The organism is Streptomyces fuscichromogenes (assembly GCF_014645815.1).
In the GTDB taxonomy this organism is placed as follows: Bacteria; Actinomycetota; Actinomycetes; order Streptomycetales; family Streptomycetaceae; genus Streptomyces; species Streptomyces fuscichromogenes.
In genome coordinates this window covers 322,581-349,361 of sequence record NZ_BMML01000010.1, presented here as the reverse complement: position 1 = coordinate 349,361, position 26,781 = coordinate 322,581, and the positions used below count along the sequence as shown (strand labels likewise).

The 26,781-nt window shown below is 72.1% G+C and carries 23 protein-coding genes and 1 pseudogene; 14 read left to right on the top strand and 10 right to left on the bottom strand.

What is annotated here, in order from left to right:
- The first annotated feature begins 23 nt into the window (after positions 1-23).
- Positions 24-824, top strand: a complete 801-nt coding sequence (locus IEZ11_RS23890; RefSeq protein WP_189264888.1) for an SGNH/GDSL hydrolase family protein — start codon at positions 24-26, stop codon at positions 822-824.
- 11 nt (positions 825-835) lie between these two features.
- Here the strand turns inward: IEZ11_RS23890 and IEZ11_RS23885 are convergent, their stop codons facing one another.
- The 4 genes from IEZ11_RS23885 to IEZ11_RS23870 all read right to left on the bottom strand — a co-directional run bounded on the left by IEZ11_RS23885 (position 836) and on the right by IEZ11_RS23870 (position 7,433).
- Positions 836-2,422 (bottom strand): serine/threonine-protein kinase, encoded by a 1,587-nt coding sequence (locus tag IEZ11_RS23885; protein WP_373294959.1) that lies wholly within the window; start codon positions 2,420-2,422, stop codon positions 836-838.
- A gap of 45 nt (positions 2,423-2,467) precedes the next feature.
- Positions 2,468-4,312, bottom strand: a complete 1,845-nt coding sequence (locus IEZ11_RS23880) for a sulfite exporter TauE/SafE family protein (RefSeq protein WP_189264886.1) — start codon at positions 4,310-4,312, stop codon at positions 2,468-2,470.
- Positions 4,309-5,724: a tetratricopeptide repeat protein gene (locus IEZ11_RS23875; protein ID WP_189264885.1), complete on the bottom strand. Its 1,416-nt coding sequence runs from the start codon at positions 5,722-5,724 to the stop codon at positions 4,309-4,311. Before IEZ11_RS23875 ends, IEZ11_RS23880 begins: the two co-directional genes overlap by 4 nt.
- Positions 5,725-5,903: 179 nt before the next feature.
- Positions 5,904-7,433, bottom strand: coding sequence for a DUF4331 domain-containing protein (locus tag IEZ11_RS23870; RefSeq protein ID WP_189264884.1), 1,530 nt, complete (start codon positions 7,431-7,433; stop codon positions 5,904-5,906).
- A 206-nt stretch (positions 7,434-7,639) separates the two neighbouring features.
- Here IEZ11_RS23870 and IEZ11_RS23865 point away from each other — a divergent pair, with 206 nt between their 5' ends.
- The 3 genes from IEZ11_RS23865 to IEZ11_RS23855 all read left to right on the top strand — a co-directional run bounded on the left by IEZ11_RS23865 (position 7,640) and on the right by IEZ11_RS23855 (position 9,392).
- Positions 7,640-8,182: a sigma-70 family RNA polymerase sigma factor gene (locus IEZ11_RS23865; RefSeq protein WP_189264883.1), complete on the top strand. Its 543-nt coding sequence runs from the start codon at positions 7,640-7,642 to the stop codon at positions 8,180-8,182.
- A complete protein-coding gene (locus tag IEZ11_RS23860) occupies positions 8,179-8,985 on the top strand; it encodes an anti-sigma factor (RefSeq protein ID WP_189264882.1) in 807 nt (268 codons plus the stop codon). The genes IEZ11_RS23865 and IEZ11_RS23860 overlap by 4 nt, the downstream gene beginning before the upstream one ends.
- A 137-nt stretch (positions 8,986-9,122) precedes the next feature.
- Positions 9,123-9,392, top strand: a complete 270-nt coding sequence (locus IEZ11_RS23855; protein WP_189264881.1) for a hypothetical protein — start codon at positions 9,123-9,125, stop codon at positions 9,390-9,392.
- A 23-nt stretch (positions 9,393-9,415) separates the two neighbouring features.
- On the opposite strand, the gene IEZ11_RS23850 is transcribed toward IEZ11_RS23855, so the two are convergent.
- The 3 genes and pseudogenes from IEZ11_RS23850 to IEZ11_RS23840 form a co-directional block, all read right to left on the bottom strand.
- A complete protein-coding gene (locus IEZ11_RS23850; protein WP_229713303.1) occupies positions 9,416-10,612 on the bottom strand; it encodes a CaiB/BaiF CoA transferase family protein in 1,197 nt (398 codons plus the stop codon).
- Positions 10,613-10,645: 33 nt separating this feature from the next.
- A complete protein-coding gene (locus IEZ11_RS23845; RefSeq protein ID WP_189264879.1) occupies positions 10,646-11,422 on the bottom strand; it encodes an ABC transporter permease in 777 nt (258 codons plus the stop codon).
- A pseudogene (locus IEZ11_RS23840) lies at positions 11,419-12,353 on the bottom strand (ATP-binding cassette domain-containing protein). The gene IEZ11_RS23845 and the pseudogene IEZ11_RS23840 overlap by 4 nt, the downstream one beginning before the upstream one ends.
- A gap of 63 nt (positions 12,354-12,416) precedes the next feature.
- On the opposite strand from IEZ11_RS23840, the gene IEZ11_RS23835 reads away from it, so the two are divergent.
- Entirely contained in the window at positions 12,417-13,127 is a 711-nt protein-coding gene (locus IEZ11_RS23835; RefSeq protein ID WP_189264878.1) for a TetR/AcrR family transcriptional regulator, read from the top strand.
- 59 nt (positions 13,128-13,186) lie between these two features.
- On the opposite strand, the gene IEZ11_RS23830 is transcribed toward IEZ11_RS23835, so the two are convergent.
- From IEZ11_RS23830 to hmgA, 3 genes are read right to left on the bottom strand one after another with little or no spacing between them, the layout of a single operon-like run.
- Positions 13,187-14,338 carry a type ISP restriction/modification enzyme gene (locus IEZ11_RS23830; protein WP_189264877.1) on the bottom strand — a complete coding sequence of 384 codons (1,152 nt, stop codon included), beginning with the start codon at positions 14,336-14,338 and terminating at the stop codon, positions 13,187-13,189.
- 12 nt (positions 14,339-14,350) lie between these two features.
- Positions 14,351-15,100 (bottom strand): GntR family transcriptional regulator, encoded by a 750-nt coding sequence (locus IEZ11_RS23825; protein WP_189264876.1) that lies wholly within the window; start codon positions 15,098-15,100, stop codon positions 14,351-14,353.
- A gap of 26 nt (positions 15,101-15,126) precedes the next feature.
- Positions 15,127-16,482 (bottom strand): homogentisate 1,2-dioxygenase, encoded by a 1,356-nt coding sequence (hmgA, locus tag IEZ11_RS23820; RefSeq protein WP_189264875.1) that lies wholly within the window; start codon positions 16,480-16,482, stop codon positions 15,127-15,129.
- 167 nt (positions 16,483-16,649) lie between these two features.
- On the opposite strand from hmgA, the gene IEZ11_RS23815 reads away from it, so the two are divergent.
- The 9 genes from IEZ11_RS23815 (at position 16,650) to IEZ11_RS23775 (ending at position 26,781) form a co-directional block, all read left to right on the top strand.
- Positions 16,650-17,246 carry a hypothetical protein gene (locus tag IEZ11_RS23815; RefSeq protein WP_189264874.1) on the top strand — a complete coding sequence of 199 codons (597 nt, stop codon included), beginning with the start codon at positions 16,650-16,652 and terminating at the stop codon, positions 17,244-17,246.
- Between the two features lie 64 nt (positions 17,247-17,310).
- Positions 17,311-17,928: a TetR/AcrR family transcriptional regulator gene (locus IEZ11_RS23810; protein WP_189264873.1), complete on the top strand. Its 618-nt coding sequence runs from the start codon at positions 17,311-17,313 to the stop codon at positions 17,926-17,928.
- Positions 17,929-18,130: 202 nt separating this feature from the next.
- Entirely contained in the window at positions 18,131-20,362 is a 2,232-nt protein-coding gene (locus IEZ11_RS23805) for a molybdopterin-dependent oxidoreductase (RefSeq protein ID WP_189264872.1), read from the top strand.
- A gap of 121 nt (positions 20,363-20,483) precedes the next feature.
- Complete coding sequence (locus tag IEZ11_RS23800; RefSeq protein WP_189264871.1) at positions 20,484-21,866, top strand: CitMHS family transporter; 1,383 nt, start codon at positions 20,484-20,486, stop codon at positions 21,864-21,866.
- Between the two features lie 142 nt (positions 21,867-22,008).
- Complete coding sequence (locus IEZ11_RS23795; RefSeq protein WP_189264870.1) at positions 22,009-23,253, top strand: MFS transporter; 1,245 nt, start codon at positions 22,009-22,011, stop codon at positions 23,251-23,253.
- A gap of 101 nt (positions 23,254-23,354) precedes the next feature.
- Positions 23,355-24,089, top strand: coding sequence for a hypothetical protein (locus IEZ11_RS23790; RefSeq protein ID WP_189264869.1), 735 nt, complete (start codon positions 23,355-23,357; stop codon positions 24,087-24,089).
- A complete protein-coding gene (locus tag IEZ11_RS23785) occupies positions 24,076-24,753 on the top strand; it encodes a class F sortase (protein ID WP_189264868.1) in 678 nt (225 codons plus the stop codon). The genes IEZ11_RS23790 and IEZ11_RS23785 overlap by 14 nt, the downstream gene beginning before the upstream one ends.
- 88 nt (positions 24,754-24,841) lie before the next feature.
- On the top strand, positions 24,842-25,294 hold the full coding sequence (locus tag IEZ11_RS23780) for a DUF3574 domain-containing protein (RefSeq protein ID WP_189264867.1): 453 nt from the start codon (positions 24,842-24,844) through the stop codon (positions 25,292-25,294).
- 98 nt (positions 25,295-25,392) lie between these two features.
- Positions 25,393-26,781 (top strand): aldehyde dehydrogenase family protein, encoded by a 1,389-nt coding sequence (locus tag IEZ11_RS23775; protein ID WP_189264866.1) that lies wholly within the window; start codon positions 25,393-25,395, stop codon positions 26,779-26,781.

Genomic DNA, 26,781 nt, shown 5'->3' with positions numbered 1-26,781 from the left:
AGATCCTGCTAAAGGGAGGTTCCATGAGACGTTCCCGAATTACGGCATACGTGACTTCACTCCTCCTCGCCACCGGCCTCGCCCTCACCGGCGCGGCCGCGACGGAAGCGCAGGCCGCGACCGGGGGCTATGTGGCGCTCGGTGACTCGTACGCGTCCGGCGTCGGTGCCGGCAGCTACATCAGCTCAAGTGGCAGCTGCGACCGCAGCACGAACGCCTACCCCTACCTGTGGAACGCCGCCCACAGCCCGTCCTCGTTCTCGTTCCTCGCCTGCTCGGGCGCCACCACCGACGACGTGCTCTCCGGCCAGCTCGGCACACTCAGCTCCTCGACCGGCCTGGTCTCGATCACCATCGGCGGCAACGACGCGGGCTTCACCGACGTCATGACGACCTGTGTGCTCGGCTCCGACAGCACCTGCCTGTCCCGGATCAGCACCGCCGAGGCCTACGTCGACTCCACACTCCCCGGCAAGCTCGACAACGTCTACAACGCGATCAGCGCCAAGGCCCCCAACGCCGAGGTCGTCGTCCTCGGCTACCCCCGCTTCTATCTGCTGGGCACCACCTGCCTCGGTCTCTCCTCGACCAAGCGCACCGCCATCAACGCCGCCGCCGACTACATCGACACCGCGATCGCCAAGCGCGCCGCCGACCACGGCTTCGCCTTCGGTGACGTCCGCAGCGCGTTCTCCAGCCATGAGATCTGCTCCGGCAGCTCCTGGCTGCACAGTCTCAACCTGCTGGACATCACCGAGTCGTACCACCCCACCGCGGCCGGCCAGTCCGGCGGCTATCTGCCGGCCCTGACCAGCAACGCATGACCTTCGCCACGTCAGTCGGAGCCTGACGGCGAGGGCGAGGCGGAGGCCCCGTCGGTCGGGGTCTCCGTCGTCCGGGTACAGGTCACCGTGAACGGCACCGAGTTGGACGTGGTCTCCACCGGGCTGCGCACCTCGACGGCGATGGCGTCGCTCAGCGTCCCGCTGTCCGACCAGGTCGTCACGGTCACCCTGGTCTGCCGGCTCTTCCCGCCGCCGTCCGGGAAGGACAGCGTCTTCCAGCCCTGGTCGTCGAGCGAACCCTTCTTCAGCACCCACCGGTACTGCACGTCCTCGGGCACGCTCCCCACCGTGAACGTCGCGGTGAACGAGGGCGCCTGCGCGGTCGACGGCGGACAGGTCCCCGAGTAGTCCGTGCCGGACCCGGCCACACTGACCTTCACGCTCTGCGCGGGCGCGCTGCTGCTCGCGGACGCCGAGGGGGACTCGGACCTGGTGGTGCTGCTCTTGCTGGGCGCCGGGGAACTGAGGTTGCTGGCCGACTGGCTCGCCCCCGCGTCGTTGCCGCCGCCGTCGTCGTTGTTGTTGTGGTTGAGAAGGGCGTACGTCAGCCCGCCGAGGGCGAGGACGACCAGCACCAGTCCGATGAGCAGCACGGTACCGGCACGGCCGTTGCGGTCGGCGGCGGGCGGCCGGGTGTCCGCCGGGGTGGGCGACGGGGGCGTGGGGGAGGACGGCAGGGGCTGCCGGGCGACGAGGGTCGGGGTCTCGTACGGCCCGGGGACCGGGACGGTGGCGGCCGTGCTCGGGGTGCCCCCGGCCGCGACCAGCCGCAGGTCGCGCTCGGCCTGTTCGGCCGACAGCCGCTGCGCCGGGTCCTTGCGGAGCAGTCCCTCGATGACGGGGGCGAGCGGCCCGGCCCGGTACGGCGGCGGCAACTCCTCGTCCACCACGGCCCGCAGGGTGCTCAGCGGGGTGTCCTGCCGGAACGGCGAGCTGCCCTCGACCGCCGCGTACAGCAGCACGCCGAGCGACCACAGGTCGGACTCGGGGCCGAACGCCCGCCCCAACGCCCGCTCCGGGGCGAGGAACTCCGGTGAGCCGATCACCTCGCCGGTCATGGTCAGCGCCGAACTGCCCTCGACCGTGGCGATCCCGAAGTCGGTGAGCACCACCCGGCCGTCGTTCGACAGCAGCACGTTGCCCGGCTTCACGTCCCGGTGCAGCACCCCGGCGGCATGCGCGGCCCGCAGCGCGGACAGCACCTCGGCACCGACGCCCGCGGCCCGCTGCGGGGACATCGGCCCCTCCGCCTCCAGCACGTCGGCGAGGGACACACCCTGGATCAGTTCCATGACGATCCAGGGCCGTCCGCCCTCCATCGCCACGTCGTACACCGTCACCACGTTGCGGTTCGCGACCCGGGCCGCGGCCCAGGCCTCGCGTTCCAGCCGGGCGTACATCCGCTCGATGTCGGAGCCGGGCAGCCCGGCCGGCGCCCGCACCTCCTTGACGGCGACGTCACGGCCCAGCACTTCGTCGCGGGCCCGCCACACGGTGCCCATGCCGCCCTCGCCGAGCGGCGTCAGCAGTCGGTAGCGGCCCGCGATGACTCGCTCACGGCCCGGCTCTTCGGTCACGGGTGCCCCCCACGGCAGCTCGCGCTGATTCATCACAAACGTAACTCAGAGAAGTGCGGATGCGGCCCCCTTGACCACCAGTCCGATCCCCAGGGCCACGACCACGAGCGCCGAGGCGAGCGGGGTGGTCCGGCGGATCAGGGTGGCCATGGGATGCGTGGTCCAGCGAGGGCGTTTGTCCATCACCCGAGTCATTCCCGTACCCAGCTTGACGACGGCGAACCCGGCGGCGGTCAGGGTCAGGGCGAGACCGATGCCGTAGGCGACGACGAGGAGCAGCCCGAACCAGGCCTGGCCGAGGGCGGCGGCGCCGACGAGCACGACCACCGCGGAGGGGCTGGGGACCAGACCGCCGGCGAAGCCGAGGAGGATGGTGCCGCGCAGGGTGGGCGCCGTGGAGTGGGTGTGCGTGAACCCGCCGTGACTGTGCGGCATGTCGGTGTGGCCGTGATCGGGGGCTGCGCCCCCGGACCCCCCTTCGGCCTGGACGGCCTCGTCCTCAAACGCCGGACGGGCCGGGTGGGGTGCCGGCCGTCCGGCGTCCTCGGAGGAGTGGGCGGTCGGAGAGTGGGGCTGAGCGCCGTGGTCATGGCCATGAGCGTGGTCGTGACCATGAGGGTGGGTGTGCCCGTCGTCGTGCGTGTGCCCGTGCTCGTGGGTGTGACCGTGGTCGTGCGTGTCGCCGTGGTCGTGGCTGTGATCCGGTACGTGGGCGTGGACACGGGCGTGCTCGTGCGTTCCGACCAGGGCCAGTTCTCGCTTCACGGCGTGCTCGTGCTCGTGGTCATGGCCGTGGTCGTGTGTGTGCCCGTGATGGTGGTCGTGGTCGTGGTCGTGCGTGTGGCCGTGGCCGTGGTCGTGTTCATGGGTCCTGTTGCGCCAGGCCCTGCGGGTCAGGTTCGCGCCTGCTGCCAGGACCATGAGGCCGCTCGCGATGCCCAGCCAGGCGATCACCGACGGCGTGGCCGCTGAGCCCGCCGTCACCAGGACGCCCAGGGCGACCACGCCCAGGGTGTGGGTGACCGTGACCGACGCGGCGAGCGGGAGGACGTCGCGCAGCCGGGCGCGGCCGCCCCGGGCCGCCGCCGTCGCCGCCATAAGGGTCTTGCCGTGGCCCGGTGCCAGCGCGTGCATCGCGCCGAGGGCGATCGAGATGAACAGCGCGAGCACCGCGAAACCGACGGTCAGGTGATGACGGGCGACCAGGTCGGTCAGGGCCTGGGTCCAGCGGTCGATGCCCCGGGGGAGGATCTCGGCACCCGGGGTGTCCTGGCGTTCCGCGGCGAGGGCGGGGCCGCCGGGCCGCACGTGGAGGGCGGCGGTGGTGATGTCGTCCGGGGAGGAGAGCAGGTCCTTGGGGTAGCTGGTGAGCTCGTGGGAGAGGGACGTCTTGGGCACGTCCGACTTCGTCAGCGTCATCCGGTCGCCGCGCGCCGTGATCTCCCGCCAGCCGGGGCCGGTGTCGGCGCCCGCGCTGTGGAAGCCGAGGGTGACGGTGGCCCCCTTCGGGAGCGGCGCGGTGAACCGACACTCCACCCGCAGGGTGTTCAGCCCGGCCTGGCCGGGACGGAGTTCCGCGTGGCTGGTGCCGACGGTGAGCGGCGTCGCGGTGCCGTCGACCGTGAGCTTGCTGCCGTCCGCCGCCGTCGTGCAGCGCTGCTCGGCCCACTTGGCCATGCCCAGCCGCTTCAGGTCCGGCTTGGCCTGGGTCGCCGGGATCTCGGCGAGGTCCTCGACATGGTCGATGCGGAGCTGACCGGGCGCGGCGACCAGACCGTCGTACTTGTTGACGGTGAAGTTGCCGAGCGGGTGTGCGCTCGCGGCCGTGCCGGACAGCAGCGTCGCGGCGCAGGCCAGGGTGAAGACGGCGGCGGTACGGCGGAGGTTCACTTCGAGGCCTCCAGCGCCTTGCGGGCCGCACGCGCGCCCAGCGGGGAGAAGCCCGGGTTGAGCTTGAGGGCCTTGGTGAGGGCGGCCCGGCCGGCCGTCTTCTCGCCGTCGGCCAGCTCGATCATGCCCTGGTGGTAGAGGAAGGAGGCGTTGTGGTAGCCGGTGGCGGTGGCCTGCCGGGCGTACGGGAGCGCCTCCTTGTCCTTGCCGTTGACGTGCAGGGCCCAGGCCAGCGCGTCCGCGGTGTGCACGGTGTGGCGGCGGGCCCACTCGGCGCGGGCGGCCTTCAGCGCCTCGGCCTTGTTGCCGTGGTCGGCGGCGGCGAGGGCGGTGTCGAGGTCGGCGTTGACGCCGTTGGCGCGGGCGAGTGCGATCCAGGCCTCGACGAGCGCGTACTGGTTCTCGGCCTTCTCCTTGTCGCCCTTGGCGTTCCGGTCCTCGTACAGCTCACCGAGCTCGACGAGGGGCTGGGGCAGCGGGTAGCGGGAGACGACCAGTTCCATGCCCTTGATGGCGTCGGCCCGGTCGCCGGTCGCCGCCTGGGCGCGGGCCCGGCCCTCCAGCGCGGGAAGGTAGTTCTCGTCGGCGGTCAGGGCGCGGGCGTAGTAGTTCAGCGCGCTCTTGTAGTCGCCCTGGTTCCAGGCGAGCAGACCGAGCTGGGCGGCCACGTAGGAGATGTCGCCCTTCGACGTGGCCGTGGACAGGGCCTGCTCCAGCACCCGCTGTGCGCCCTTGACGTCACCGCGCAGCTCGCGCACATACGCGTACCGGGTGAACACCGGTACGCCCGGCTTGCGTTGGTCGGCGAGGTCGGCCGCCTTGCTCGCCTCGTCGTAGCGGCCGAGTTCCACCAGGGCGTCGATGCGGGAGGCCAGGGCGTTCGCGCTGTACGGGTTCTGCTTCAGGGCTTGGTCCGCGTAGCGGAGCGCCGGCGCGAACTCGTGCCGGGCGGCGGCGAGCGCGGCCTCGCCGGCCAGCGCCTCGTCGTTGTCCGGGGTGATCTGGAGCGCGCGCTCCAGGGACTTCTCGGCCTGCGGGTAGCGGGACGGGTCGCCCTTGGTGCGCGCCTGTTCGACGTAGGCGAGGCCGAGGGTGGCCCAGCTGTCGGAGTCCTTCGGCTGGGTGCGGAGATGGGCCTGGAGAGAGGCGATCGTCGTGGCGAGGTCGCCGCTCGCGAGCAGCGCCGGGTCCACCGCGCTCGACGTGGCCACCGGCGCCGTACCGCCGTCCCGGCCGGCCCCGAAGGCGATCGCCCCGCCGGTCAGAGCGATGGCCATCAGCACGGCCGAACCCGCCAGCCGGGCCCGCCGCCAGTTCCGCCCCGCGGCGGAGAACCGGCGCAGGGCGGTGACGCGCTCGTCGTCCTGGTCCTTCGTCTCGGCGGGCTGCTTCTCGTTCGTACCCGGGGCCATGCCCTCTCCTAGTAGCTGTCGCGCGAAGCGGCGCGGCCCGCGCCGTGGGGGATTGAGTGGGTGCGGGCCGCGCCAGTCTTGAATCGCCCCGAAGGGGCGCGGGGAACTGCGCGACCAGCCACCGGCCGGCCCGCAGTCGCCCCCTGCCTAAAGCACTACGGCGCTGAGCGCTGCAGCGCTCAGTACGGCCGCTGCATCCGGCGCCGCCACCAGCCGAACGCCGTGCCGATCAGCAGCACGCCCGCCGCACCCGCGGCCGCCGAGCCCGCGATCAGCGTCGTGTTGCTGCCGCCGCCGGAACCGGTCAGGGCGTCGCCCAGCGCGCTCTTCGTGCTGCTCCCGGCCGCGCTCTTGGCGAGCGCGCCGCGCGAACCCGACGTCGGCTCGGCCACGTACGGGAAGTACTTCTCGAAGCTCTTGTCGTTCTTGTCGACCGCGTCGCCCAGGTCGTTCTTGGAACCGACCAGTTCGCCCTCCATGACCTGGAGCGCCTCGTCGATCACGTCGTCGGTGAGCCGGCGTCCGTTCGGGAAGCCCGCGTTGTCACCGTCCAGGACACCGAGCCGCTTGGGCTTGGCCGTCGGCTTGATGGACGTGTTCAGACGGAGCATCTCGGACGGCTTCGCCTGCGGCTGCAGCGTGTTGAGGCCCTTGACGCCCGTGAGGAACACGCTGACGAGGTCGTTGCGGGGCTCGGACGGCGCCTTGATGTGGTAGATCGCCTCGATGAGCTTCGGCAGTTCCGGGTTGGTGACGTTCTTCAGGAACTGCGCGTCGTCCTTGGGCTGGGACGCGTTGAACTTGTCCTTGTCCTTTTGCGGGTTGACGACCTCGTTGACGAGCGGGTTGCCGAGGCGCGAGACCTGCGCGTAGTAGCCCTGGGCGTTCCTGCGCTGGGTCGTCGCGTAGATGCCGACGGTCGGACGCGAGGCCGACTGCCGGATCAGGTCGTTGGGCACCTGGAGGGCGATCGTGTTGACGTTGTAGCCCTTGAGGGTGTCCCGGCCGACCTCGGAGAGGTTGCCGCCGTACAGCAGGTCGAAGACGCGCAGGTCGGCGAAGAACGGGTCGTCGGCCTGGCCGGCGAAGGTCGCGCCGCCGCCCGCGGTCTTGTAGATGGCCTGGGAACGCAGCTTCGCGTAGTCCGGCATCGATGCCTTGCCGACGTCCGACGGGGCCGCCGGGATGTCGCTGGCGATCCTCGTCGTGCGCTGCTGCCTGCCGTTCTTCAGCTTGATCAGGTCGAGGTTGTACGACTGGGTGACGTTCAGGTCGGGGTCGGTCAGGTTGTCGACCACGCCCGTGTTGTAGAGGAACGTCTTCTTGTTCTTGATCTGGGTCTTGAAGGTGTAGCGGAAGATCAGGTCGTCCAGCGCGTCACCGTTGTTGTCGATGTGGATGTCGTACTGGGCGTCGTCCGCGAACTGGTAGAAGTTCGGGCCGCCGGCCGGCTCCTCGAAGGGGATGTAGTCCGACACGATCGTCGTGGTGTCGGGCTTGTCCGGGCTGACGAACGCGTACAGGTCGGTGTTGTCGTACTGCGGGGTGCCCGAGATGAGCGGGGCCTCCCGGTGGGAGGAGGCGGAGGCCGCCCCCGGTTCCAGCGCGGCGACGCTGGCGGCAGTGATCGCGCCGGTCGCCAGGGCTCCGCAGATGAGCGTGACAAGGCTCTTGCGCCCTGCGCCGCTCCTGGAGATTAGAGGTGTCATGCCATCCGTCCCTCGGTCCCAACTTGCTTGACGGACGGGTATACGGAGCAGCGAGGCCGTTTGGATTGGTCCGAAGAAAAAAATCTTTTTTTCATGCCCGGCCTGCGTTTCGGGCGCTCGCATACGTACTTCTGCCGGAGGTGCGTCAGTTGCGAACGCCTGGAGTGGGAGGACGGGCCGGGTGCGGCCACAGGAGGAGGCACGGGGTGGAGGCGGAGGAACTGCTGGTGCTCGTCGCCCGTGGCGACCAGAAGGCGTTCGAGGACCTCTACGGACTGGTGTCCGGTCCGGTGTTCGGACTCGTCCGGCGCGTGGTGCGCGACCCCGCCCAGTCCGAGGAGGTGGCCCAGGAGGTGCTCCTCGAACTCTGGCGCTCCGCGGCCAAGTTCGACCCCGAGCGGGGCAGCGCCCTCTCCTGGGTCCTCACTCTCGCCCACCGCCGCGCCGTCGACCGGGTGCGCAGCGCCCGTGCGGCCGGCGAACGCGAACAGCGCGAGGCGCTGCGGGCCGGCGAACCCGCCTTCGACCAGGTCGCCGAAACGGTGGAGGCCGGGCTGGAGCGCGAGTGGGTACGCCGCTGCCTGGACCGCCTCACCGCCCTCCAGCGACAGTCCGTCACCCTCGCCTACTACGACGGCTACACGTACCGTGAGGTCGCCGAGCGGCTCAAACTGCCGCTGGGCACGGTCAAGACACGGATGCGCGACGGACTCACCCGGCTGCGCGACTGCCTGGGAGGTGCCGCGTGAGCCTGGTCGGCCGCCTGCTGCACCGCGAGGACCTGCACTCGCTGGCCGCGCCCTACGCCCTGGACGCCCTGGAGCCCGGCGAACGGCGCCGCTTCGAGAAGCATCTGAGGGACTGTGACCGGTGCGCCGACGAGGTCCGGGCGCTGACCGAGGACGCGGTGCGGCTCGCCTGGTCCACGGCGGCCCCGCCGCCCCTCGCGATGCGCGACCGGGTGCTGGCCGCCGTGCGTGCCACCCCGCAGGAGTCGGCCCCCATCCCCGAGCACACGCCCCAGCTGCCGCCGCACGTGTGGGGCGCCCAGCCGCCGCCGGCCCGGGTGCGGGCGCGCCGTCCCCTGTTCGTGCCGTTCGCCACCGCCACCGCGACCGCCGCGCTGGTCGTCGCCTCGCTGTTCGCGGTGCAGGCCGGCCGGACGCAGGACCAGCTCGACGCCGAGCGGGCCCAGTCGCGTGAGATCGCCCACGTTCTGGCCGCGTCCGACGTCCGTACGACCAGTTACGAGGATGCCCAGGGCCGAAGTATCGGAGCGGTGACCTCCGTTTCGGAGGGGCAGGCCGTCGTCACGCTCAGCGGATACGGCACTCCGTCGAACGGCCGGGTGCATCAGCTCTGGCTCATGCGCCCCCGTGTGCAACCGCGCTCCCTCGGGCTCTTCAAGGCCGACACGCCCTTGGTCGCGACGGGCCTGGGCCGGTCGGCGACGTCACTCGCGGTGACCGTCGAGCCGGCCGGCGGCTCGGCGCAGCCCACCAGCCAGCCGATTGTCCAACTCGCCCTGAAATCGGTTGGATTCGGAGAGTAGTCGAAGTGTAGTTCAAGAGGGGTCGTCAACACCCTTGCGGGGAAGGTGAATCCTGTGACCGCGATACACGAGTGCCCCATCGGGGCGATAGGGTTACCCTGCCCGGGCCGGGTGGACTCGTACGGGTGGGGAGTGACATGGATCAGATAACACGCAGCAGGGCGAGGGTTCCTGCGATCACCTGCGGGAGCGGCGCGACCAGTTCGCGGCTCGACCGCCATCTGTCGGTGCTGGCGGGTCCCGCCATACCGCAGCAGCAGGCGGTCGAGGCGACCTCGTTGATGCGTGAGCTGACCGCGCGTGAACCCGCGCAGCGCAGCGACCGGGTCGCACGGGTCAGCCGTGTCTCCCTGTTCGCGCCGCTGCGCCGACTGCGCCGTTCGCTGTTCGGCGGCAGCAAGCACTGACCGCCTGACCGTCACGCCCGTGCTCAGGCCGCGACACCGTCCCGGTACAGCGCTGCGATCTCGGCGTCCGTCATCCCCACGGCACGCAGCAGCGCCTCGGTGTGCTGTCCGAGCGCGGGCACGTCCCCCATGCGCGCCTCGTCCCCGCCCGGCAGCGTGACGGGGGGCAGCAACGCACGCAGCGGCCCGACCGGTGACCCCACTTCCCGCCACCGCTCCCGGGCCGCCAGCTGTGGGTGCCCGGCCAGTTCCCGCAGATCCCGCAGCCGCGCGCACGCGATGCCCGCGGCTTCGAGGCGTGCCACCGCCCCGTCGGTGTCGAGTGCCCCCAGGGCCTTGCCGACCAGCTCGTCGGTCCGTGCCCGGTGCGTCACCCGCGCCGCGTTCGTCGCGAACGCCGGATCCGTGCCCAACTCCGGCTGCCCGATCACCTGTTCCGCCAGCCGTCGCCACTCCCGGTCGTTCTGCACCGACAGCAGCACCCGCCCGCCGTCCGCGGTCGGATAGGCGTCGTACGGCGCGATCACCGCGTGCGCCAGCCCGGTGCGCTCCGGAGGTTCACCGCCGTGCATGGTGTGGTGCAGCGGATGCCCCATCCACTCGGCCAGCGCGTCCAGCATCGACACCTCCACCGGCCCGCCCCGCCCGGTCGTCCCACGCCGTACCAGCGCCGCGAGGACCCCCGCGAAGGCGTACATGGCCGCCGCGATGTCCGCTGCCGGGATGCCCGCCTTCACCGGCTGCTCCGGCGTCCCGGTGACCGAGACCAGCCCCGCCTCGCACTGCACGAGCATGTCGTACGCGCGTTTGTCGGCGTACGGTCCCCCGGCCCCGTACCCGGAGATGTCCACGGCGACCAGCCGGGGGTGCGCCGCGCACAGCGTGGCGGCGTCGAGCCCGAGCCGGGACGCGGCACCGTGGGCCAGGTTCTGCACGAAGACGTCCGCGTCCGCGACCAGCCGCCGTACGACGGCCAGGCCACGCGGGTGCTTGAGGTCCAGGGCGATGGACTCCTTGCCCCGGTTGCACCACACGAAGTGCGAGGCGAGCCCCTGGGCGGCGGTGTCGTAGCCGCGGGCGAAGTCGCCGCCGTCGGTGCGTTCGACCTTGACGACCCGGGCGCCGAGGTCCGCGAGCTGGCGGGTGGCGAAAGGGGCGGCGACGGCCTGTTCGACGGCGACGACGGTGATGCCTTCGAGGGGCAGCGGGAGGCGGTCCATGAGCTGGATCATGTCGCGTGACCCGCGGTCCTGTCAGCAGCGCCGGTACCTGCGGACCGCGAGGGGCAGGCAGACGGCGATGAGGACCGTGCTCCAGGCGACCGAGCCGGCGACGGGGTGCGCCACCGGCCAGGCCGAGTCCGCGGGGACGGGCGCGTTGCCGAAGAGGTCGCGCAGCGCGGTCGTCAGCGCGCTGATCGGGTTCCACTCGGCGAGCGTGCGCAGCCAGTGCGGGAGGTTGCCGGTGGGGATGTAGGCGTTGGAGAGCAGTGGCAGCACGAAGGAGGACGCGCCGAGCTGGCCGGCCGCCTCCTCGCTGCGGGTGAGCAGGCCGAGGAGGATGCCGACGGTCGTGCAGGCGAACCGGAACAGCAGCAGCAGGCCCACCGCGGCGACGGCCGCGGGCGCGGGTCCCTGGACGCGCCAGCCCACGGCGAGACCCACCAGAAGCAGGGGCACCGTCCCGATCGCGGTGACGACCAGGTCGGCCACGGCCTGCCCGAGCGGTACGGCGGCCGGACTCAGCGGCATGGTCCGGAAGCGGTCCATCACACCCCGGTGGGTGTCCTGGGCGGCCTGGAACATGCCCGTCATGACCCCGCCGGCCGCGGTCGCCACCAGCAGCCCCGGGACGAGGAAGGAACGGTACTCGGCTCCCGGCATCGCCAGTGCGCTGCCGAAGACGTACCCGAAGAACAGCAGCATGTTGACGGGCATCAGCTGGGCGAGGACCGCGAGCCCCGGGCTGTTGCGGACCCGGCGCAGCTGCCGGCCCACCATCGTGACGCCGTCGTGGGCGAGCGTGCTCATGAGGGGTTTCCCGTCAGCCGGAGGAAGACGTCGTCGAGGGTCGGCGGCCTGAGGCTCGCGTCGAGCAGGGGCACGTCGGCCGCGTCGAGTTCGCGCACCAGGCGGGGGAGGGTGAGGGTCGGGTCCGTGGTGACGGCGCCGACGGCGTGCCGGTCGTGATCGAACTGCGGCTCCGCGCCGGTGAGCCGGTCCAGTACGGCGGCCGCCTTCGGCAGCGCGTCCCGGTCGGCGACCACGGCCTCCGCGTACCAGCCGATCAGCGCCTTCAGTTCGGCGGGCGAGCCGGTCCTGGCCACCCGGCCGCGGTCCAGCAGCACGATGTCGTCGGCGAGCTGGTCGGCCTCCTCCAGGTACTGCGTGGTCAGCAGCACCGTGGTGCCGGCCGCCGTGAGCTCGCGCACCGCGTCCCGGATGCCGTTCCTGCTCGCGGGGTCGAGGCCGGTGGTGGGCTCGTCCAGGAAGAGCACGGCGGGGCGGCGGACCAGGCTGACCGCGAGGTCGAGCCGGCGGCGCATCCCGCCCGAGTACGCGGCCGCCCTGCGGTCGGCGGCCTCGGTGAGGCCGAAGCGGTCGAGGAGCTCGGCGGCCCGGTCGTTCGGTCCCCGCACCCGGTGCAGCCGGGCGAAGAGGCGGAGGTTCTCGCGACCGCTGAGGTCGCCGTCGACCGAGACGTGCTGCCCGGTGACGCCGATGCTGCGGCGCACCGCCGTCGCCTGCCTGACCAGGTCGTGCCCCGCGATGCGGGCGGAGCCCGCGTCCGGCCGCAGGAGCGTGGTCAACAGGCGTACGGCGTCGTCTTCCCCGCCCCGTTCGGCCCGAGCAGTCCGCAGACCGTGCCCTGCCGGACGGCCAGGTCGAGGCCGCGCAGGGCGTGCACGGCACCGAAACTCTTCTCCAGGCCTTCACTAAGTACAGCGTACGTAGTATCCATGCGCCGACCATAGCGCACTACGTACGGCGTACGTAACTAGCATGGTGGGCGAGGTGATGATCGATGGCAGTCCGAGGGGTCGAACCCGAGGTGATCTGGGCCCGTCCCGAGCGGACCGGGCGGGGGCCGAAGCCGGCGTTCACCCGCGCCGACATCGCGGCGGTCGCGGTACGGATCGCCGACGAGGAGGGACTGGACGCCGTGTCCATGCGGCACGTGGCGGCCGGGGTGGGGTGCGGGACGATGTCCCTGTACAACTACGTCCCCCGCAAGGAGGACCTGTACGAGCTGATGTTTGACGCGGCCAGCTCGGAACACGAGTTGTGGGAGCCGACGGGGGACTGGCGGGCCGACATGATGCGGGTCGCCGAGCAGACGCGGGAGTTGATGCACCGGCATCCCTGGGTGCCGCGTCTGATCTCACCGGTCTACGGGTTCAGCCCCCATGCCCTGCGGTACCTGGAGCACTGTCTGGCCTGCCTGGACCCGCTGGACGCGTCCTACGGCACGAAGCTGGAGCTCATCGCCATGCTCAACGGTGTGGTGACGACCTATGTGCGCAACGAGATCGACACGGCTGAGCGGGTGCGGAATCTGCCGTGGTCGGAGGAGCGGGAGAACGCGGCGCGGGTTGCCTATCTCGGCGGCCGGATCGCGTCGGGGGCGTATCCGCGGATGGCGGCGGCGTTCGGGGAGGCTTCGGGACCGGTTGACATGGAGGCCGTTTTCAGGCGGGTGCTGGAGAGGGTTCTGGGCGGGTTCGCGCCGTCGTAGGGTGCGCGGCGGTGGGGGCTTGTCGCGCAGGTCCCCGCGCCCCTGAAAAGCAAGGTCGGTCAGAGCAGCGTCAGTTGACCGGCTGGGCCTTCTTCGGTGTGTTCCAGAACGGACGCCGGTTTGCGAGCCGTGTCCGGCGGTGGGAGTACGCCCGCTGTCGTCAGGTCGGCTGCCGTGATCTGTGTCCTGATCTCCAAGGCGGCCCGTTGTGTGCGCACGTCCGCCAGCAGGGTCAGGACCGTGATCAGCTCCAGCAGTTCCGAGGTCCACTGCTGCGGCCACGCCGTGGGGGCGATCGCCGACAGGGTGCCCGGTTCCCCCTGCCGGGTGCGGCTGGTGAACCACGCCTCCAGGACCCCTACCTCGCCCGTCCTGAAGTCCCACGCCTGCGGTGGCACCGGGGAGACCCGGCCCTCGTCGAGGTGGAGGGCCTCCTCCTCGGGGTCGTAGCGGATCGTCAGGGGGCGGGCGGGCAGCGGGGCCCGGACGTACGGGCGGCGGCCGCCCGGGAGTTTGGGGCGTTCGCCGTCGCGGCGCATGAGCCACAGGGCCCGGTGGCCCAGTGCCACGCCCCTCGACCAGAGGTCGGGGTCCTCGGTGAGCGGGACGGTGTGGTCGGTGCGGACCGCCGCCAGGGCCCAGGCCAGGACGTCCGGCGGGGTGACGTCCCGGCCCAGCCGGCCGGCCAGGTGGTCCAGGAGCCCGGGGGCCAGGTTCGGTTCCGCGCCGCCGGGGCGGCGGTACAGCGGGCGGATCCGGCCCGCGCGCAGGGTGGGCAGGAGGGAGGTCGCCAGGAGCGGCATGCCTTCCGCCGATTCCACCGCGAAGATCTGCCGGTCGTCCGCCACCCGCCACAGCTCCGGGCGGGCCGTGTCGATCAGGCGGTGGTCCGGGAGCAGCCACTGTTCGTCGAAGGGGGCGGTGAGGACGCGGACCGGGTCCGGGCAGGGGCCGGTGGCCTGCTCCAGTCGCTCCGTGCCGGTCGGCCGGCCCGGCAGCTGGGCCACCGCGGAACGCACCGTCCGGGCCCGCGTCGGCTCGAACAACGTCTCCCGGTCGGTGCCTTCGGCCTTGCGGAGGGCGTCCCAGCGGGCCTTCAGGGTCGCCGGGACGGGGGCCGTCGGCCACCCCCGGCCGAGCCGTAGCGGTGCGACGGACCACGGCATGAGGTCCGCCAGCGGCGGAGCGTCGTCGTGCGTCACGCCCGGCATCGTACGACGAGTTCAGGTGGCGTCGAGGGTGACCGTGAAGGAGAAACGGTCGCCCCGGTAGTGGATGACCGCCAGGTCCAGGACCCGGCCGGCGGTGTCGTAGGTGACGCCCGTGTAGTGCAGGATCGGGCTGAGCAGGGGGACCTGGAGCAGCCGGGCGGTCTCCGGGTCCGCCAGCCGGGCCTCCACCGTGTCCGTGATACGGCTGATGTCCGCGCCGACGACGTCCCGGAGCACCTTGGTCATCGGCCACCGGGCGAGGTCCTCGGGGTCGATGCGCCCGGCCAGTTCGGGGCGGACGTGGTTGCGGGCGTGGTTGGTGGGTTCGCCGGTCTGCTCGTCACTGCGCAGCCGGTGGTACGCCGCCACCTCCGCGAGATCCGGGAAGTACTCGGCGAGTTCGCCGGCGACGGGCACCGTGCCGTGGTCCAGCAGCCGTGCCGTCATCCCCGACTGCTGGGCCACGATCGCGTCCACCGAGCCCAGCAGCCGGACCGGGGCGCCGCGCCGGACGTCCGGTGCGATGAAGGTGCCCCGGCGGCGGTGCCGGCTGATCAGACCCTCGTCCTCCAGCTCCTTCAGCGCCTGCCGCATGGTCAGCACGCTGACGCCGTAGTGCTCGGCGAGCCGCTCCTCGGTGGGCAGCCGGAGCGGGTCCTGCGGCGAGCGGCCCAGTATCGAGGCGCGCAGCGACTGCGACACCTGGTACCAGAGCGGCAGCTTGCGGTTCAGGACGATCGAGTCCGGGGCGAAGGAGTTCACGGGCCATCCGTACCGGTGGGGGATCTTCAGTGCAAGGGGCGGAAGTGGCGCTCCAGGCCCTGCCACACGTCGTCGTAGCGCCGCTGGAGGTGTCCGGCGGTCGCCGCCTGCGGGGTGAGGGTCACCGGCCAGCGGGTCTCGAACATGAACGCCAGGCCGTCGTCCACCTTCTGGGGTTTCAGCTCGGCCGCGCTCGCCCGGTCGAACGTCTCCCGGTCCGGGCCGTGCGCGGACATCATGTTGTGCAGCGACCCGCCGCCGGGTACGAAGCCCTCGGCCTTCGCGTCGTACGCCCCCTCGATCAGGCCCATGTACTCGCTCATCACGTTCCGGTGGAAGTACGGCGGCCGGAAGGTGTTCTCGCCCACCAGCCAGCGCGGCGCGAAGACCACGAAGTCGACACCCGCCAGGCCCGGGGTGTCGGAGGGAGACGTCAGCACCGTGAAGATCGACGGGTCGGGGTGGTCGTACGAGATGGTGCCGATCACATTGAAGCGGCGGAGATCGTAGACGTAGGGCACATGTGTGCCGTGCCAGGCGACCACGTCCAGCGGGGAGTGGTCATAGGTGGCGGTCCACAGGTTGCCGCAGAACTTGTTGACCACCTCCACCGGGCCCGTCACGTCCTCGTAGGCGGCCACGGGGGCCTGGAAGTCCCGGGCGTTGGCGAGCCCGTTGGCGCCGATCGGGCCGAGGTCGGGGAGGCGGAAGGGCGAGCCGTAGTTCTCGCACACATAACCCCGGGCCGTGGTATCCAGCAGCTCCACACGGAAGCGGACCCCACGCGGGATCAGCGCTACCTGTCCCGGCTCCACATGCAGCAGGCCGAACTCCGTGCGCAGCAACAGTCCCCCGCGCTCCGGGACGACGAGCAGCTCGCCGTCCGCGTCGGAGAAGATCCGCTCCATGGTGGCGTCCGCGTGGTAGAGGTGCACGGCCATGCCGGTGCGCTGGGTCGCGTCGCCGTTGCCGCCCAGGGTCCACAGGCCGGCCAGGAAGTCGGTACCCGGCGGCGGCTCCGGCGGGGGGTTCCAGCGCAGCCGGTTCGGGTCCGGGGCGAGGTCCGTGAAGGGGGCGGTACGCAGCCCGCCGTTGTCGGCGGCCCGGGTGAACGCCGGGTGCGCGGCCGAGGGGCGGATCCGGTACAGCCAGGAGCGGCGGTTGTGGGCCCGCGGCTCGGTGAACGCCGTACCGCTGAGCTGCTCCGCGTACAGGCCGAGGGGGGCGCGCTGCGGGGAGTTGCGGCCCTCCGGCAGGGCGCCCGGCACCGACTCCGAGGAGTGCTCGTTGCCGAACCCGGAGAGGTACGACAGCCCCTCGGCGGTCTTCCGCGCCTCCCCGCGCTCGAACGTGCCCGCGCGGGAGGTACCCCCATCGCCCATGATCGCTCCCTGAACCTGATGGACCTGCGTGCCGTTGATTCCTATGCATCACCGTAGGATTGCGTGGGGGCGGGTGCAAGAGGGCCGGGATCATCCTGGCGGGGGAGGGCGAGAAACCCGACTTCAGGGGGATCCGGTCTCCGGCGCGCTGTTCTACGCTCCCGGGCATGTCGTGGACGCGTGGACTGCCGGGTGCGCTCGCGGTCTGCGTACTGCTGCTCGTCGCGGCGGCGGGATGCGGGACCGGGACGGCGCACGGGCGGCGGGGGGCGGAGTCGCCCTCGCCGGTGGGCAAGATCCTCGACCGCACGGACGAGAGCGGGCGCCACTACCGCGAGCTGGACAGGAGGCAGGCGCCCGAGGTGGGCACGGAGGTCACCCCCGACGCGGCCGGCGGCTGGGACGTCCGGATCGACGTGCGCCGCTTCCGCTTCTCCCCGGCGGGCACCGCGGCGACGGCGGTCGCCGGCCGCGGCCTCGCCTACCTCTTCGTGGACGGCGGCCTGGTGGCGCGGCTGCGCACCTCCACGTACCACCTGTCCGCCGGTCTGGTCCCGCACGGCACCCACCACGTCACCGCCCGGCTCTATGCGGACGACGGCACGGTATGGGCCGTGCAGGGCAAGCCGGTGGAGAGCACGGCGGACATCACGGCGTCGGGCGCGGAGACGGCGACACCGTCGGCGGCAGGGGCCGCGTCCCCCGCCGGCACCCCCGCTCCCACCTCCACCGACACCGGCGCGAGCAGCCCGGACGCCGGATGAGTGCATGGGCCATCGGTCTGCGTACTGGGGGGCGAGGTTCACCTGATCCCGGCGGAAAGGCATCATGAAGCCCGTGCCCTCAGCGACATCGCTTCGCAAAGCGCCCGTCCAGCGCCGCAGCGCCGAACGGCTGACCAGGATCCTCGACGCCTGTGCCGACCTTCTCGACGAGGTGGGCTACGACGAGCTGAGCACCCGGGCGGTCGCGGTGCGCGCCGGGGTGCCCATCGGCTCGGTCTACCGTTTCTTCGGCAACAAGCGGCAGATGGCCGACGCGCTCGCCCAGCGCAACCTGGAGCGCTACTCCGAGCGCGTCACCGAGCGCCTGAAGGAAGCGCCGAAGGGCGACTGGCGGGCGGCGATGGACGCGGTGCTCGACGAGTACCTGGCCATGAAGCGCACCGCTCCGGGCTTCTCCCTCGTGGACTTCGGAAACCAGATCCCGGTCGGTGCCCGCGACGCGGAGCCGAACCACCGGGTGGCCGACCGGCTGACCGACCTGCTGTCGGCGTACATCGGCCGCGCTCCCGACGAGGCGCTGCGCCGCACCTTCCTCGTGGCGGTGGAGACGGCCGACGCCCTGGTCCACCTCTCCTTCCGGATGTCCCCGGAGGGCGACGAGGAGATCATCAGCGAGACGCGGGACCTGTTGCGGGCGTACCTGGCGCGCGTTCTGGACTGACGGTCCCCGGAGGGCGCCCCGGACGGAGCGCCCCGCACGGGGCGCGGGGCCGTATCGATATGCGGCTCCGCCGCGTGGGCGCGACCAGCCCCCGCCGGCCCGCACTCGTACGACAACAGGACTCCCCTCTCCACATACCGACCGGTATGCTCACCCCGAGTCCGGCCGCACCCCCTTCAACGCCGCACCCCCGGAGGCCCCCATGCCCCGCACCGCCCTGCGCGTCTGCCCCCTGTGCGAGGCCACCTGCGGCCTGACCCTCACCATCGAGGGCACCCGCGTCACCGGCGCCCGCGGTGACCGCGACGACGTGTTCAGCAAGGGGTTCATCTGCCCGAAGGGCGCCTCCTTCGGCGCCGTCGACGGCGACCCCGACCGGCTGCGCACCCCCCTGGTCCGCAGGGACGGCGAACTGCGCGAGGCCACCTGGGCGGAGGCCTTCGACGCGGTGGCCGCCGGGGTGCGGGGTGTCGTCGACCGGTACGGCGCGGACTCCGTCGGGGTCGTCCTCGGCAACCCCAACGTGCACACCGTGGCCGGCGGCCTCTACCCGCAGGTCCTGCTCGGCGCCCTCGGCACCCGCAGTGTCTTCACCGCGTCCACGGTCGACCAGATGCCCAAGCACGTCTCCAGCGGACTGCTCTTCGGCGACGCCAACGCGATACCGGTGCCCGACCTGGACCACACCGACCACCTCCTCCTCATCGGCGCCAACCCCCTGGAGTCCAACGGCAGTCTGTGCACCGCCCCCGACTTCCCCGGCAGGCTCAAGGCGCTCAGGGCCCGCGGCGGCACCCTCACCGTCATCGACCCGCGCCGCACCCGCACCGCCAAGCTCGCCGACCGGCACATCGCCATCCGGCCCGGCACGGACGCCCTGTTGCTCGCCGCGATGGCCCAGGTCCTCTTCGAGGAGGGCCTGGTGGACCTGGGGCACCTCGCCCCGCACGTCGAAGGCCTCGACGGACTCCGCGCCGAAATCGGCGACTTCACCCCGGACGCGGTCGCCCCCGCCTGCGACGTGGACGCCGGGACGATCCGGGCGCTGGCGCGTGAACTCGCCGCCGCGCCGACCGCCGCCGTGTACGGCAGGATCGGCAGCTGCACGGTCCCGCACGGCACCCTCGCCAGCTGGCTCGTCGACGTCCTCAACATCCTCACCGGCAACCTCGACCGGCCCGGCGGCGCGCTCTTCCCGCAGGCGGCCACCGACCGGACCCCGCGGCCGGCCGGACCCGGCCGGGGCTTCGCGCTCGGGCGCTGGCACTCCCGGGTCAGCCGGCACCCCGAGGCGAAGGGCGAGCTGCCGCTCTCCGCGCTCGCCGAGGAGATCGACACCGTGACGGCGGAGGGCGAACCGATCCGGGCACTCATCGCCGTCGCCACCAACCCGGTGCTGTCCGCACCCGACGGCGACCGCCTCGACAAGGCCCTGGACTCCCTCGACTTCATGGTCAGCGTCGACCCCTACCTCAACGAGACCGCACGCCACGCCGACGTCGTGCTGCCCCCGCCGCCGCCCGCGCAGAGCCCGCACCACGACTTCGCCTTCAACACCCTCGCCGTACGCAACCAGGTCCGCTACAACCGTCCCGCCGTCCCGCTGGAGCCCGGCCGGATGGCGGAGACCGAGATCCTGGCCCGCCTCGTCCTCGCGGCCGGCGGCATGCACGGCGCCGAACCGTCCGCCGTCGACGACATGGTCATCGGCCAGACCCTGAAGAAGGCGGTCAGGGACACCCACTCGCCGGTGCACGGCCGGGATCCGCAGGAACTCGCCGCCCTGCTCACCGGGGACACCCCGCCCGAGCGCCGGCTCGACCTCATGCTGCGCCTGGGCCCCTACGGCGACGGCTTCGGCGTCCGGCCCGACGGGCTCACCCTGGAGCAGCTGCTGGCCCACCCGCACGGCATCGACCTCGGACCCCTCGCGTCCCGTCTCCCGCAGCCGCTGAAGACCAGGAGCGGCAAGGTCGAACTGCTGCCGCGGCCGATCGCCGACGACCTGCCCCGGCTGCGCGCGGCCCTCGACACCAGCCCCGCGGCGCTCGTCCTCGTCGGCCGCCGGCACCTGCGCTCCAACAACAGCTGGATGCACAACGTGCCCGCCCTCACCGGCGGCACCAACCGCTGCACCCTGCACATCCACCCCGAGGACGCCGAACGGCTCGGCGTGCGCGACGGCGCCGACGTGATCGTCAAGGGCGCCGGCGGCGAGGTGGTCACCCCCGCCGAGGTCACCGACGGTGTCCGGCCCGGTGTCGTCAGCCTCCCGCACGGCTGGGGCCACAACCGCCCCGGCACCCGGCTCAGCCACGCCGCCACCGCCCCCGGCGTCAACGTCAACCAGCTGCTCGACGGCAGCCTGCTCGACCCGCTGTCCGGCAACGCCGTCCTCAACGGCATCCCCATCGAAGTGACCGCAACGCCGTGACCTGGACTTTCGCGCTTATTGCTCGCGCGTCAACGTCTTGTTAACGACGTTTGACGCGACCTAACGTCGTCGCACCGCCGGCCCTGGTGGGAGTTCAAGGGCGAACGTTAGGTATCCACTCATGCTGACCATCCTCGGCTTCGCCATGATCGCGACCTTCCTGGTCCTGATCATGCTGAAGAAGATGTCGCCGATCGCGGCGCTCGTGCTGATCCCCGCGCTGTTCTGCGTGTGCGTCGGCAAGGGCGCCGAACTCGGCGACTACGTCATCGGCGGCGTCACCAGCCTCGCGCCCACCGCGGCGATGCTCATGTTCGCGATCGTCTACTTCGGCGTGATGATCGACGTCGGCCTCTTCGACCCGGTCGTCAAGGGGATCCTGAGGTTCTGCAAGGCCGACCCGCTGCGGATCGTCGTCGGTACGGCCGTACTCGCCGCGATCGTCTCGCTCGACGGCGACGGCTCCACCACCTTCATGATCACCGTCTCGGCGATGTACCCGCTGTACAAGCGCCTGAAGATGAGCATGGTCGTGCTGACCGGAGTCGCCGCGATGGCGAACGGCGTGATGAACACCCTGCCCTGGGGCGGCCCCACGGCCCGCGCCGCGACCGCGCTCAAGCTGGACGCGGGCGACATCTTCGTGCCGATGATCCCGGCGCTGGCCATGGGCCTGCTGTTCGTCTTCGCCCTCGCCTACGTCCTCGGCCGCCGCGAGCGCAGGCGGCTCGGCGTGCTGACGCTGGACGAGGTGCTGGTGGAGGAGTCGGAGACGGTCCTGGTGGGCGCGGGCAAGTCCCCGACCCGCACCGGTGGTCCGGGCGCCGCTCTTCCCGAGTCCCCCGACGGCGACGACGAGGGCTTCCAGGGCCTCGACCCGCACCGCGAGATGCTGCGCCCCGGACTCTACTGGTTCAACGCGGCGCTCACCGTCGCCCTGCTCACCGCCATGATCATGGAGTGGCTGCCGATCCCGGTGCTGTTCCTGCTCGGCGCGGCGCTCGCCCTGACCGTCAACTACCCGCAGATGCCCGCCCAGAAGGCCCGGATCGCCGCCCACGCCGAGAACGTCCTGAACGTCTCCGGCATGGTCTTCGCCGCCGCCGTCTTCACCGGCGTCCTCCAGGGCACCGGCATGGTCGACCACATGGCCGACTGGCTCGTCGGCAACATCCCCGACGGCATGGGCCCGCACATGGCTCTCGTCACCGGCGTACTGAGCATCCCGCTCACGTACTTCATGTCGAACGACGGCTTCTACTTCGGCATCCTCCCGGTGCTCGCCGAGGCCGGCCAGGCGCACGGCGTCTCCGCCGTGGAGATCGCCCGCGCCTCGATCGTCGGCCAGCCGCTGCACATGTCCAGTCCGCTCGTGCCCGCCGTCTACGTCCTGGTCGGCATGGCCAAGGTCGAGTTCGGCGACCACACCCGCTTCGTCGTGAAGTGGGCGGCGGCGACATCGCTGGTGGTGCTCGGGGCAGGAATCCTGTTCGGGACCGTGTGACACGGCACTGTGCGGCACAACACCGTGCGGCACAACACCGTGCGGCACAACACCGTGTGGCACAACACCGTGTGGCACAACACCGTGTGGCACAACACCATGTGGCGCAGCGCCATGTGACATACCACTGGGAGGACTCACCATGGCGCCCGGCAGGAACCGCGGCTGGCTGCTCCGTCTCGTCGTCGCCTTCGGCTTCGCCCAGGGGGCGGTGTCGATGGCCCGGCCCGCCGTCTCCTACCGGGCGCTCGCCCTCGGCGCCGACGAACGGGCCGTCGGTGTCATCGCGGGTGTCTACGCCCTGCTCCCGCTCTTCGCCGCCGTACCGCTCGGCCGCCGTACCGACCACGGCCGTTGCGCACCCCTGCTGCCCGTGGGCGTCGTCCTGATCTCCGGCGGCTGCGCGCTCAGCGGACTGGCCGGCTCCCTGTGGACGATGGCCCTGTGGAGCGGGGTGATGGGCCTCGGCCACCTCTGCTTCGTGATCGGTGCGCAGTCCCTGGTGGCCCGCCAGTCGGCCCCGCACGAACAGGACCGCAACTTCGGCCACTTCACCATCGGGGCGTCGCTCGGCCAGCTGATCGGGCCGATCGCGGCCGGCGCGCTGATCGACGGCCACGACATGCCGGGCAGCAGCGCGCTGGCCCTGGTGGCGGCGGGCGCGGGAGCGGCCGTCGCGATCACGTCGCTGTGGCGCATCGAGGACCGTACGGCGGTCAACTCCCGTACCGGGCAGGGGGAGCGGGTGCCGGTGGGCCGCATCCTCCGGGCCCGGGGCGTCCCGGCCGGCATGCTGATCAGCCTCTCGGTGCTGTCCGCGACCGACATCCTGACCGCGTACCTCCCGGTGGTCGGCGAGCACCGGGACATCACGCCGGCCGTGATCGGCGTGCTGCTCAGTGTGCGGGCCGGAGCGACGATCGCCTGCCGGCTCGTCCTCACCCCGCTGTTGCGGCTGCTCGGGCGGCCGGCGCTGCTGACGGTGACCTGCTTCCTGGCGGCGGTGCTGTGCGCGGGGATCGCACTGCCGGTGCCGGTGTGGGCGCTGGCCCTGATGCTCGCCCTGCTCGGCTTCTGCCTGGGGGTCGGGCAGCCGCTGTCGATGACGACGGTCGTGCAGGCCGCCCCCGACGGTGCCCGCTCCACGGCGCTCGCCCTGCGGCTGACCGGCAACCGGTTGGGTCAGGTGGCCGCGCCGGCCGGGGCGGGAGTGGTGGCGGGAGTGGCCGGGGTGGCCGCGCCGTTCGTGATGCTGGGCGTGCTGTTGCTGGTGTCGGCGGGCGTGGCGGTGCGCTCGCCGGGGGCCGCGGGGCGGCGCGAGGGCGTGGGCCGGGTGCCGTGGACGCGGCGCAAGGACCCGGCGTTGCGCCGCACGAGCGATATCTGACGGCGCGTCGGACGTGGTTGCCACGGGCCGCGGAGTGCATGAGTGACAGTCCAAACGAAAGGCCGATTTGTATGAAAATCATCTAACTCGGAGGAGCTTGCATGCCCACGCTCACACTGCCACGCACCGCCGCGTCCCGCGCGGGCGCCACCGTCGTCCTCACCGCCCTGGCCGCGGCGGGCGCCTCATGGGCGGCGGCGCCGAACGCGGTGGCCCAAGGGGAGAACGGCGACATCAGGCTCCACCGTGTGGGCGTGCCCTTCGGGGTCTCCAAGGACGACCCGGTGGTCTGCAAGTTCTACCTCGACGCCGTCAACTTCGACATCCTCACGACGGTCGCCTACACCATCACGCCGCAGCCGCCGCTGCCCACCGCCGCCTCCGTCGCCGGCACCATCCAGCTCGCCGGGGGTGCCGGCCACACCGACCCGCTGGGGCTCGCGGACGGGCAGTACAAGATCACGTGGATCGTGGCCGGCGCGCCGAAGGAGAAGGTCTTCCGGGTCAACTGCCACGACGGCAAGCAGGACGGGGCGCAGGGCCAGAACGGCTTCAGCGGTCCGAACGACCAGAGCGGCCAGAACGGGCAGGGCGGCCAGAACAGCCAGAACGGTCCGGGCGGGCAGATCGGGGACGGTCAGCGCGGCGACACGTCCTGGGTGCAGGACGGTGACCGCACCGGCCCGCAGGGCGGTGTCCACGCGGGCGGCGGCGGTCTCGCGGACACGGCGGCCGCGTTCTCGCCCGTGGCCGCGGCCACGGCCGTGGGTCTGGTCGCGGCCAGCGGTGTGGTGTACGTCCGGCTGATCCGCCGGCGGCCCCATGGCGCCGCGTAGGCGCAGACGCAGGCCCTGGTACCGGACCCGTGCCTACCGCCTCGCCAGGACGGCCCTGTTGGCGATCGTCCTGGTGACCGTGGTCCGGTGGTGGGGGAGCGACGGCCCGACCGCGCCCGACGGGCCGGGCGCCTCGGCGGCCGCCGGCTCGGACGCGGATCGGGACGGGTCCGACGGGGCCCGTCCCGGGCCGCCGCCCCGCCCGCTGTCCCGGTCCCGGCCGACGTCGATGCGCATCCCCTTCCTGGGTGTCGACGCGCCGGTGACCGGCGTCCGGCTCGACCAGGGCCGTCAGTTGGAGACACCGCCGGTCGACGACCCGAAGCTGATCGGCTGGTTCGAGGGCGGCGCCACACCGGGTGAGAGCGGCCTCGCGGTCGCCGTCGGCCACCGTGACACCAGGACGGGGCCCGCCGTCTTCGCGGCGCTCGCCCAGGTGAAGCCCGGCAAGCGGATCGAGGCCAGTCGCGCGGACGGCCGCGTCGCCGTCTACACCGTGTACCGGGTGAAGGTCTACGACAAGGTCGGCTTCCCCGACAGGGAGGTGTACGGCCCGACCCCGCGTCCCGAACTCCGTGTGATCACCTGCGGGGGCTTCTTCAGCCGGCGGACCGGCTACACCAGCAACGTGGTGGTCTTCGCCCGGCTGACCGCGACGGAGTGACCGGCTCCGGCCCGCTGTTGCACCTGGACGGGTGAACCCCGGTGCAAAGCCGGGACCTGGGCGGGGTGCAACTCCTAGGAAAGGGGGCATGTCTGTTCATTCCCTTCGCAATCGCTCCGCCCTCGCGGTGGCCGGAGTCCTGCTCGCCGGTGTCCCCGCCGCGTACACCGCGTCGGCGGACGGCCACGCCTCCGCCGCGCCGGCGCGTGGCAAGCCGTACGTCGAGACCCGGCTGTTCTTCGGCACCGCTCGCCCGGACGGCGGACCGGCCGTCACCGACCGGCAGTTCACGGCGTTCGTCGACAAGGAGGTGACCCCGGACTTCCCCGACGGGCTCACCGTCCAGAACGGGCGCGGACAGTGGCGGGACGCGCACGGGACGATCGAGAAGGAGCGGTCGTACGAGCTGATCCTCCTGTATCCGGAGACGGTGGCGAAGGCGAGCGACCGGAAGATCGAGGAGATCCGGCGGGCCTACGAGAAGGCATTCGCGCAGGAGAGCGTGGGGCGGGTGGACGAACGGGCCCGGGTCGACTTCTGACCGCCTTGGCTCGGAGGTCATGTCTGGCGCGGTAAAACTATCGCCGCTAGTTTGTGGTCCGGACGCCACAGCCACGCCCCACGCCGGGAGGAAGCAGCATGAAGGCACACGACGGCCTGTACATCGACGGCGCCTGGCGCGCCGCCGAGAGCCAGGACGTGATCGAGGTCGTGAACCCGGTCGACGAACAGGTCGTCGGCCGGGTCCCGGCGGGTGGCGCGCTGGACGTCGACACCGCCGTGCGCGCCGCCCGTGCCGCTCTCCCGGCCTGGGCGGCCACCCCGCCCGCCGAGCGCGCCGCCCGGCTCGGCGGGCTGCGCGACGTCCTCGCGGCCCGGCAGGACGAGATCGCCGAGACGGTCACCGCCGAACTGGGCTCGCCCCCGAAGTTCTCGCAGACCGTGCACGCGGGCCTGCCCATCGCGGTCGCCGGTTCGTACGCCGAACTCGCCGCGACCCATGTCTTCAAGGAGCAGGTCGGCAACTCGACCGTCCTGCACGAGCCGGTCGGCGTCGTCGGCGCGATCACGCCCTGGAACTACCCGCTGCACCAGATCGTCGCCAAGGTCGCCCCGGCGCTCGCCGCCGGCTGCACGGTCGTGCTCAAGCCCGCCGAGGACACCCCGCTCACCGCCCAGCTGTTCGCCGAGGCGGTGCACGAAGCGGGCCTCCCCGCAGGGGTGTTCAACCTGGTCACCGGCCTTGGCCCGATCGCCGGGCAGGCCCTCGCCGAGCACCCCGGCGTCGACCTGGTCTCCTTCACCGGCTCCACCGCCGTCGGCAGGCAGATCGGCGCGGTGGCCGGGGCCGCCGTGAAGAAGGTCGCCCTCGAACTGGGCGGCAAGTCCGCCAACGTCATCCTCCCGGGCGCCGACCTGGCCAAGGCCGTCAACGTCGGCGTGGCCAACGTGATGGCCAACTCCGGCCAGACGTGCAGCGCATGGACGCGGATGCTGGTCCACACCGACCAGTACGACGAGGCGGTCGAACTGGCGGCCGCGGCGGCCGCCAGGTACGGCGACCGGATCGGCCCGGTCGTCAGCGCCAAACAGCAGGCCCGGGTGCGCGGTTACATCGAGAAGGGCATCGCGGAAGGCGCGCGGGTGGTCGCCGGCGGTCCCGAATCCCCGTGTGAGCAGGGCTACTTCGTCAGCCCGACGGTCTTCGCCGACGTCACCCCCGAGATGACGATCGCGCAGGAGGAGATCTTCGGCCCGGTGCTGTCCGTCCTGCGCTACGAGGACGAGGAGGACGCCCTGCGCATCGCCAACGGCACGGTCTACGGGCTCGCGGGCGCCGTCTGGGCCGGCGACGAGGCGGACGCGGTGGCCTTCGCCCGGCGGATGGAGACCGGGCAGGTCGACATCAACGGCGGCCGGTTCAACCCCCGTGCCCCGTTCGGCGGTTACAAGCAGTCGGGCGTCGGGCGGGAGCTGGGCGCGGCCGGCCTCGCCGAGTACCTCCAGACCAAGTCCCTGCAGTTCTGA

Bases quoted from the DNA above. Each gene is read 5' to 3' on its own strand.
- IEZ11_RS23830 (WP_189264877.1), bottom strand. From the start codon at position 14,338: ATGCCGGGCGTGACGCACGACGACGCTCCGCCGCTGGCGGACCTCATG.
- IEZ11_RS23790 (WP_189264869.1), top strand. From the start codon at position 23,355: ATGCCCACGCTCACACTGCCACGCACCGCCGCGTCCCGCGCGGGCGCC.
- hmgA (WP_189264875.1), bottom strand. From the start codon at position 16,482: ATGGGCGATGGGGGTACCTCCCGCGCGGGCACGTTCGAGCGCGGGGAG.
- IEZ11_RS23780 (WP_189264867.1), top strand. From the start codon at position 24,842: ATGTCTGTTCATTCCCTTCGCAATCGCTCCGCCCTCGCGGTGGCCGGA.
- IEZ11_RS23835 (WP_189264878.1), top strand. From the start codon at position 12,417: ATGGCAGTCCGAGGGGTCGAACCCGAGGTGATCTGGGCCCGTCCCGAG.
- IEZ11_RS23800 (WP_189264871.1), top strand. From the start codon at position 20,484: ATGCTGACCATCCTCGGCTTCGCCATGATCGCGACCTTCCTGGTCCTG.
- IEZ11_RS23810 (WP_189264873.1), top strand. From the start codon at position 17,311: ATGAAGCCCGTGCCCTCAGCGACATCGCTTCGCAAAGCGCCCGTCCAG.
- IEZ11_RS23785 (WP_189264868.1), top strand. From the start codon at position 24,076: ATGGCGCCGCGTAGGCGCAGACGCAGGCCCTGGTACCGGACCCGTGCC.
- IEZ11_RS23855 (WP_189264881.1), top strand. From the start codon at position 9,123: ATGGATCAGATAACACGCAGCAGGGCGAGGGTTCCTGCGATCACCTGC.
- IEZ11_RS23850 (WP_229713303.1), bottom strand. From the start codon at position 10,612: ATGGACCGCCTCCCGCTGCCCCTCGAAGGCATCACCGTCGTCGCCGTC.
- IEZ11_RS23890 (WP_189264888.1), top strand. From the start codon at position 24: ATGAGACGTTCCCGAATTACGGCATACGTGACTTCACTCCTCCTCGCC.
- IEZ11_RS23805 (WP_189264872.1), top strand. From the start codon at position 18,131: ATGCCCCGCACCGCCCTGCGCGTCTGCCCCCTGTGCGAGGCCACCTGC.
- IEZ11_RS23875 (WP_189264885.1), bottom strand. From the start codon at position 5,724: ATGGCCCCGGGTACGAACGAGAAGCAGCCCGCCGAGACGAAGGACCAG.
- IEZ11_RS23870 (WP_189264884.1), bottom strand. From the start codon at position 7,433: ATGACACCTCTAATCTCCAGGAGCGGCGCAGGGCGCAAGAGCCTTGTC.
- IEZ11_RS23845 (WP_189264879.1), bottom strand. From the start codon at position 11,422: ATGAGCACGCTCGCCCACGACGGCGTCACGATGGTGGGCCGGCAGCTG.
- IEZ11_RS23815 (WP_189264874.1), top strand. From the start codon at position 16,650: ATGTCGTGGACGCGTGGACTGCCGGGTGCGCTCGCGGTCTGCGTACTG.
- IEZ11_RS23775 (WP_189264866.1), top strand. From the start codon at position 25,393: ATGAAGGCACACGACGGCCTGTACATCGACGGCGCCTGGCGCGCCGCC.
- IEZ11_RS23795 (WP_189264870.1), top strand. From the start codon at position 22,009: ATGGCGCCCGGCAGGAACCGCGGCTGGCTGCTCCGTCTCGTCGTCGCC.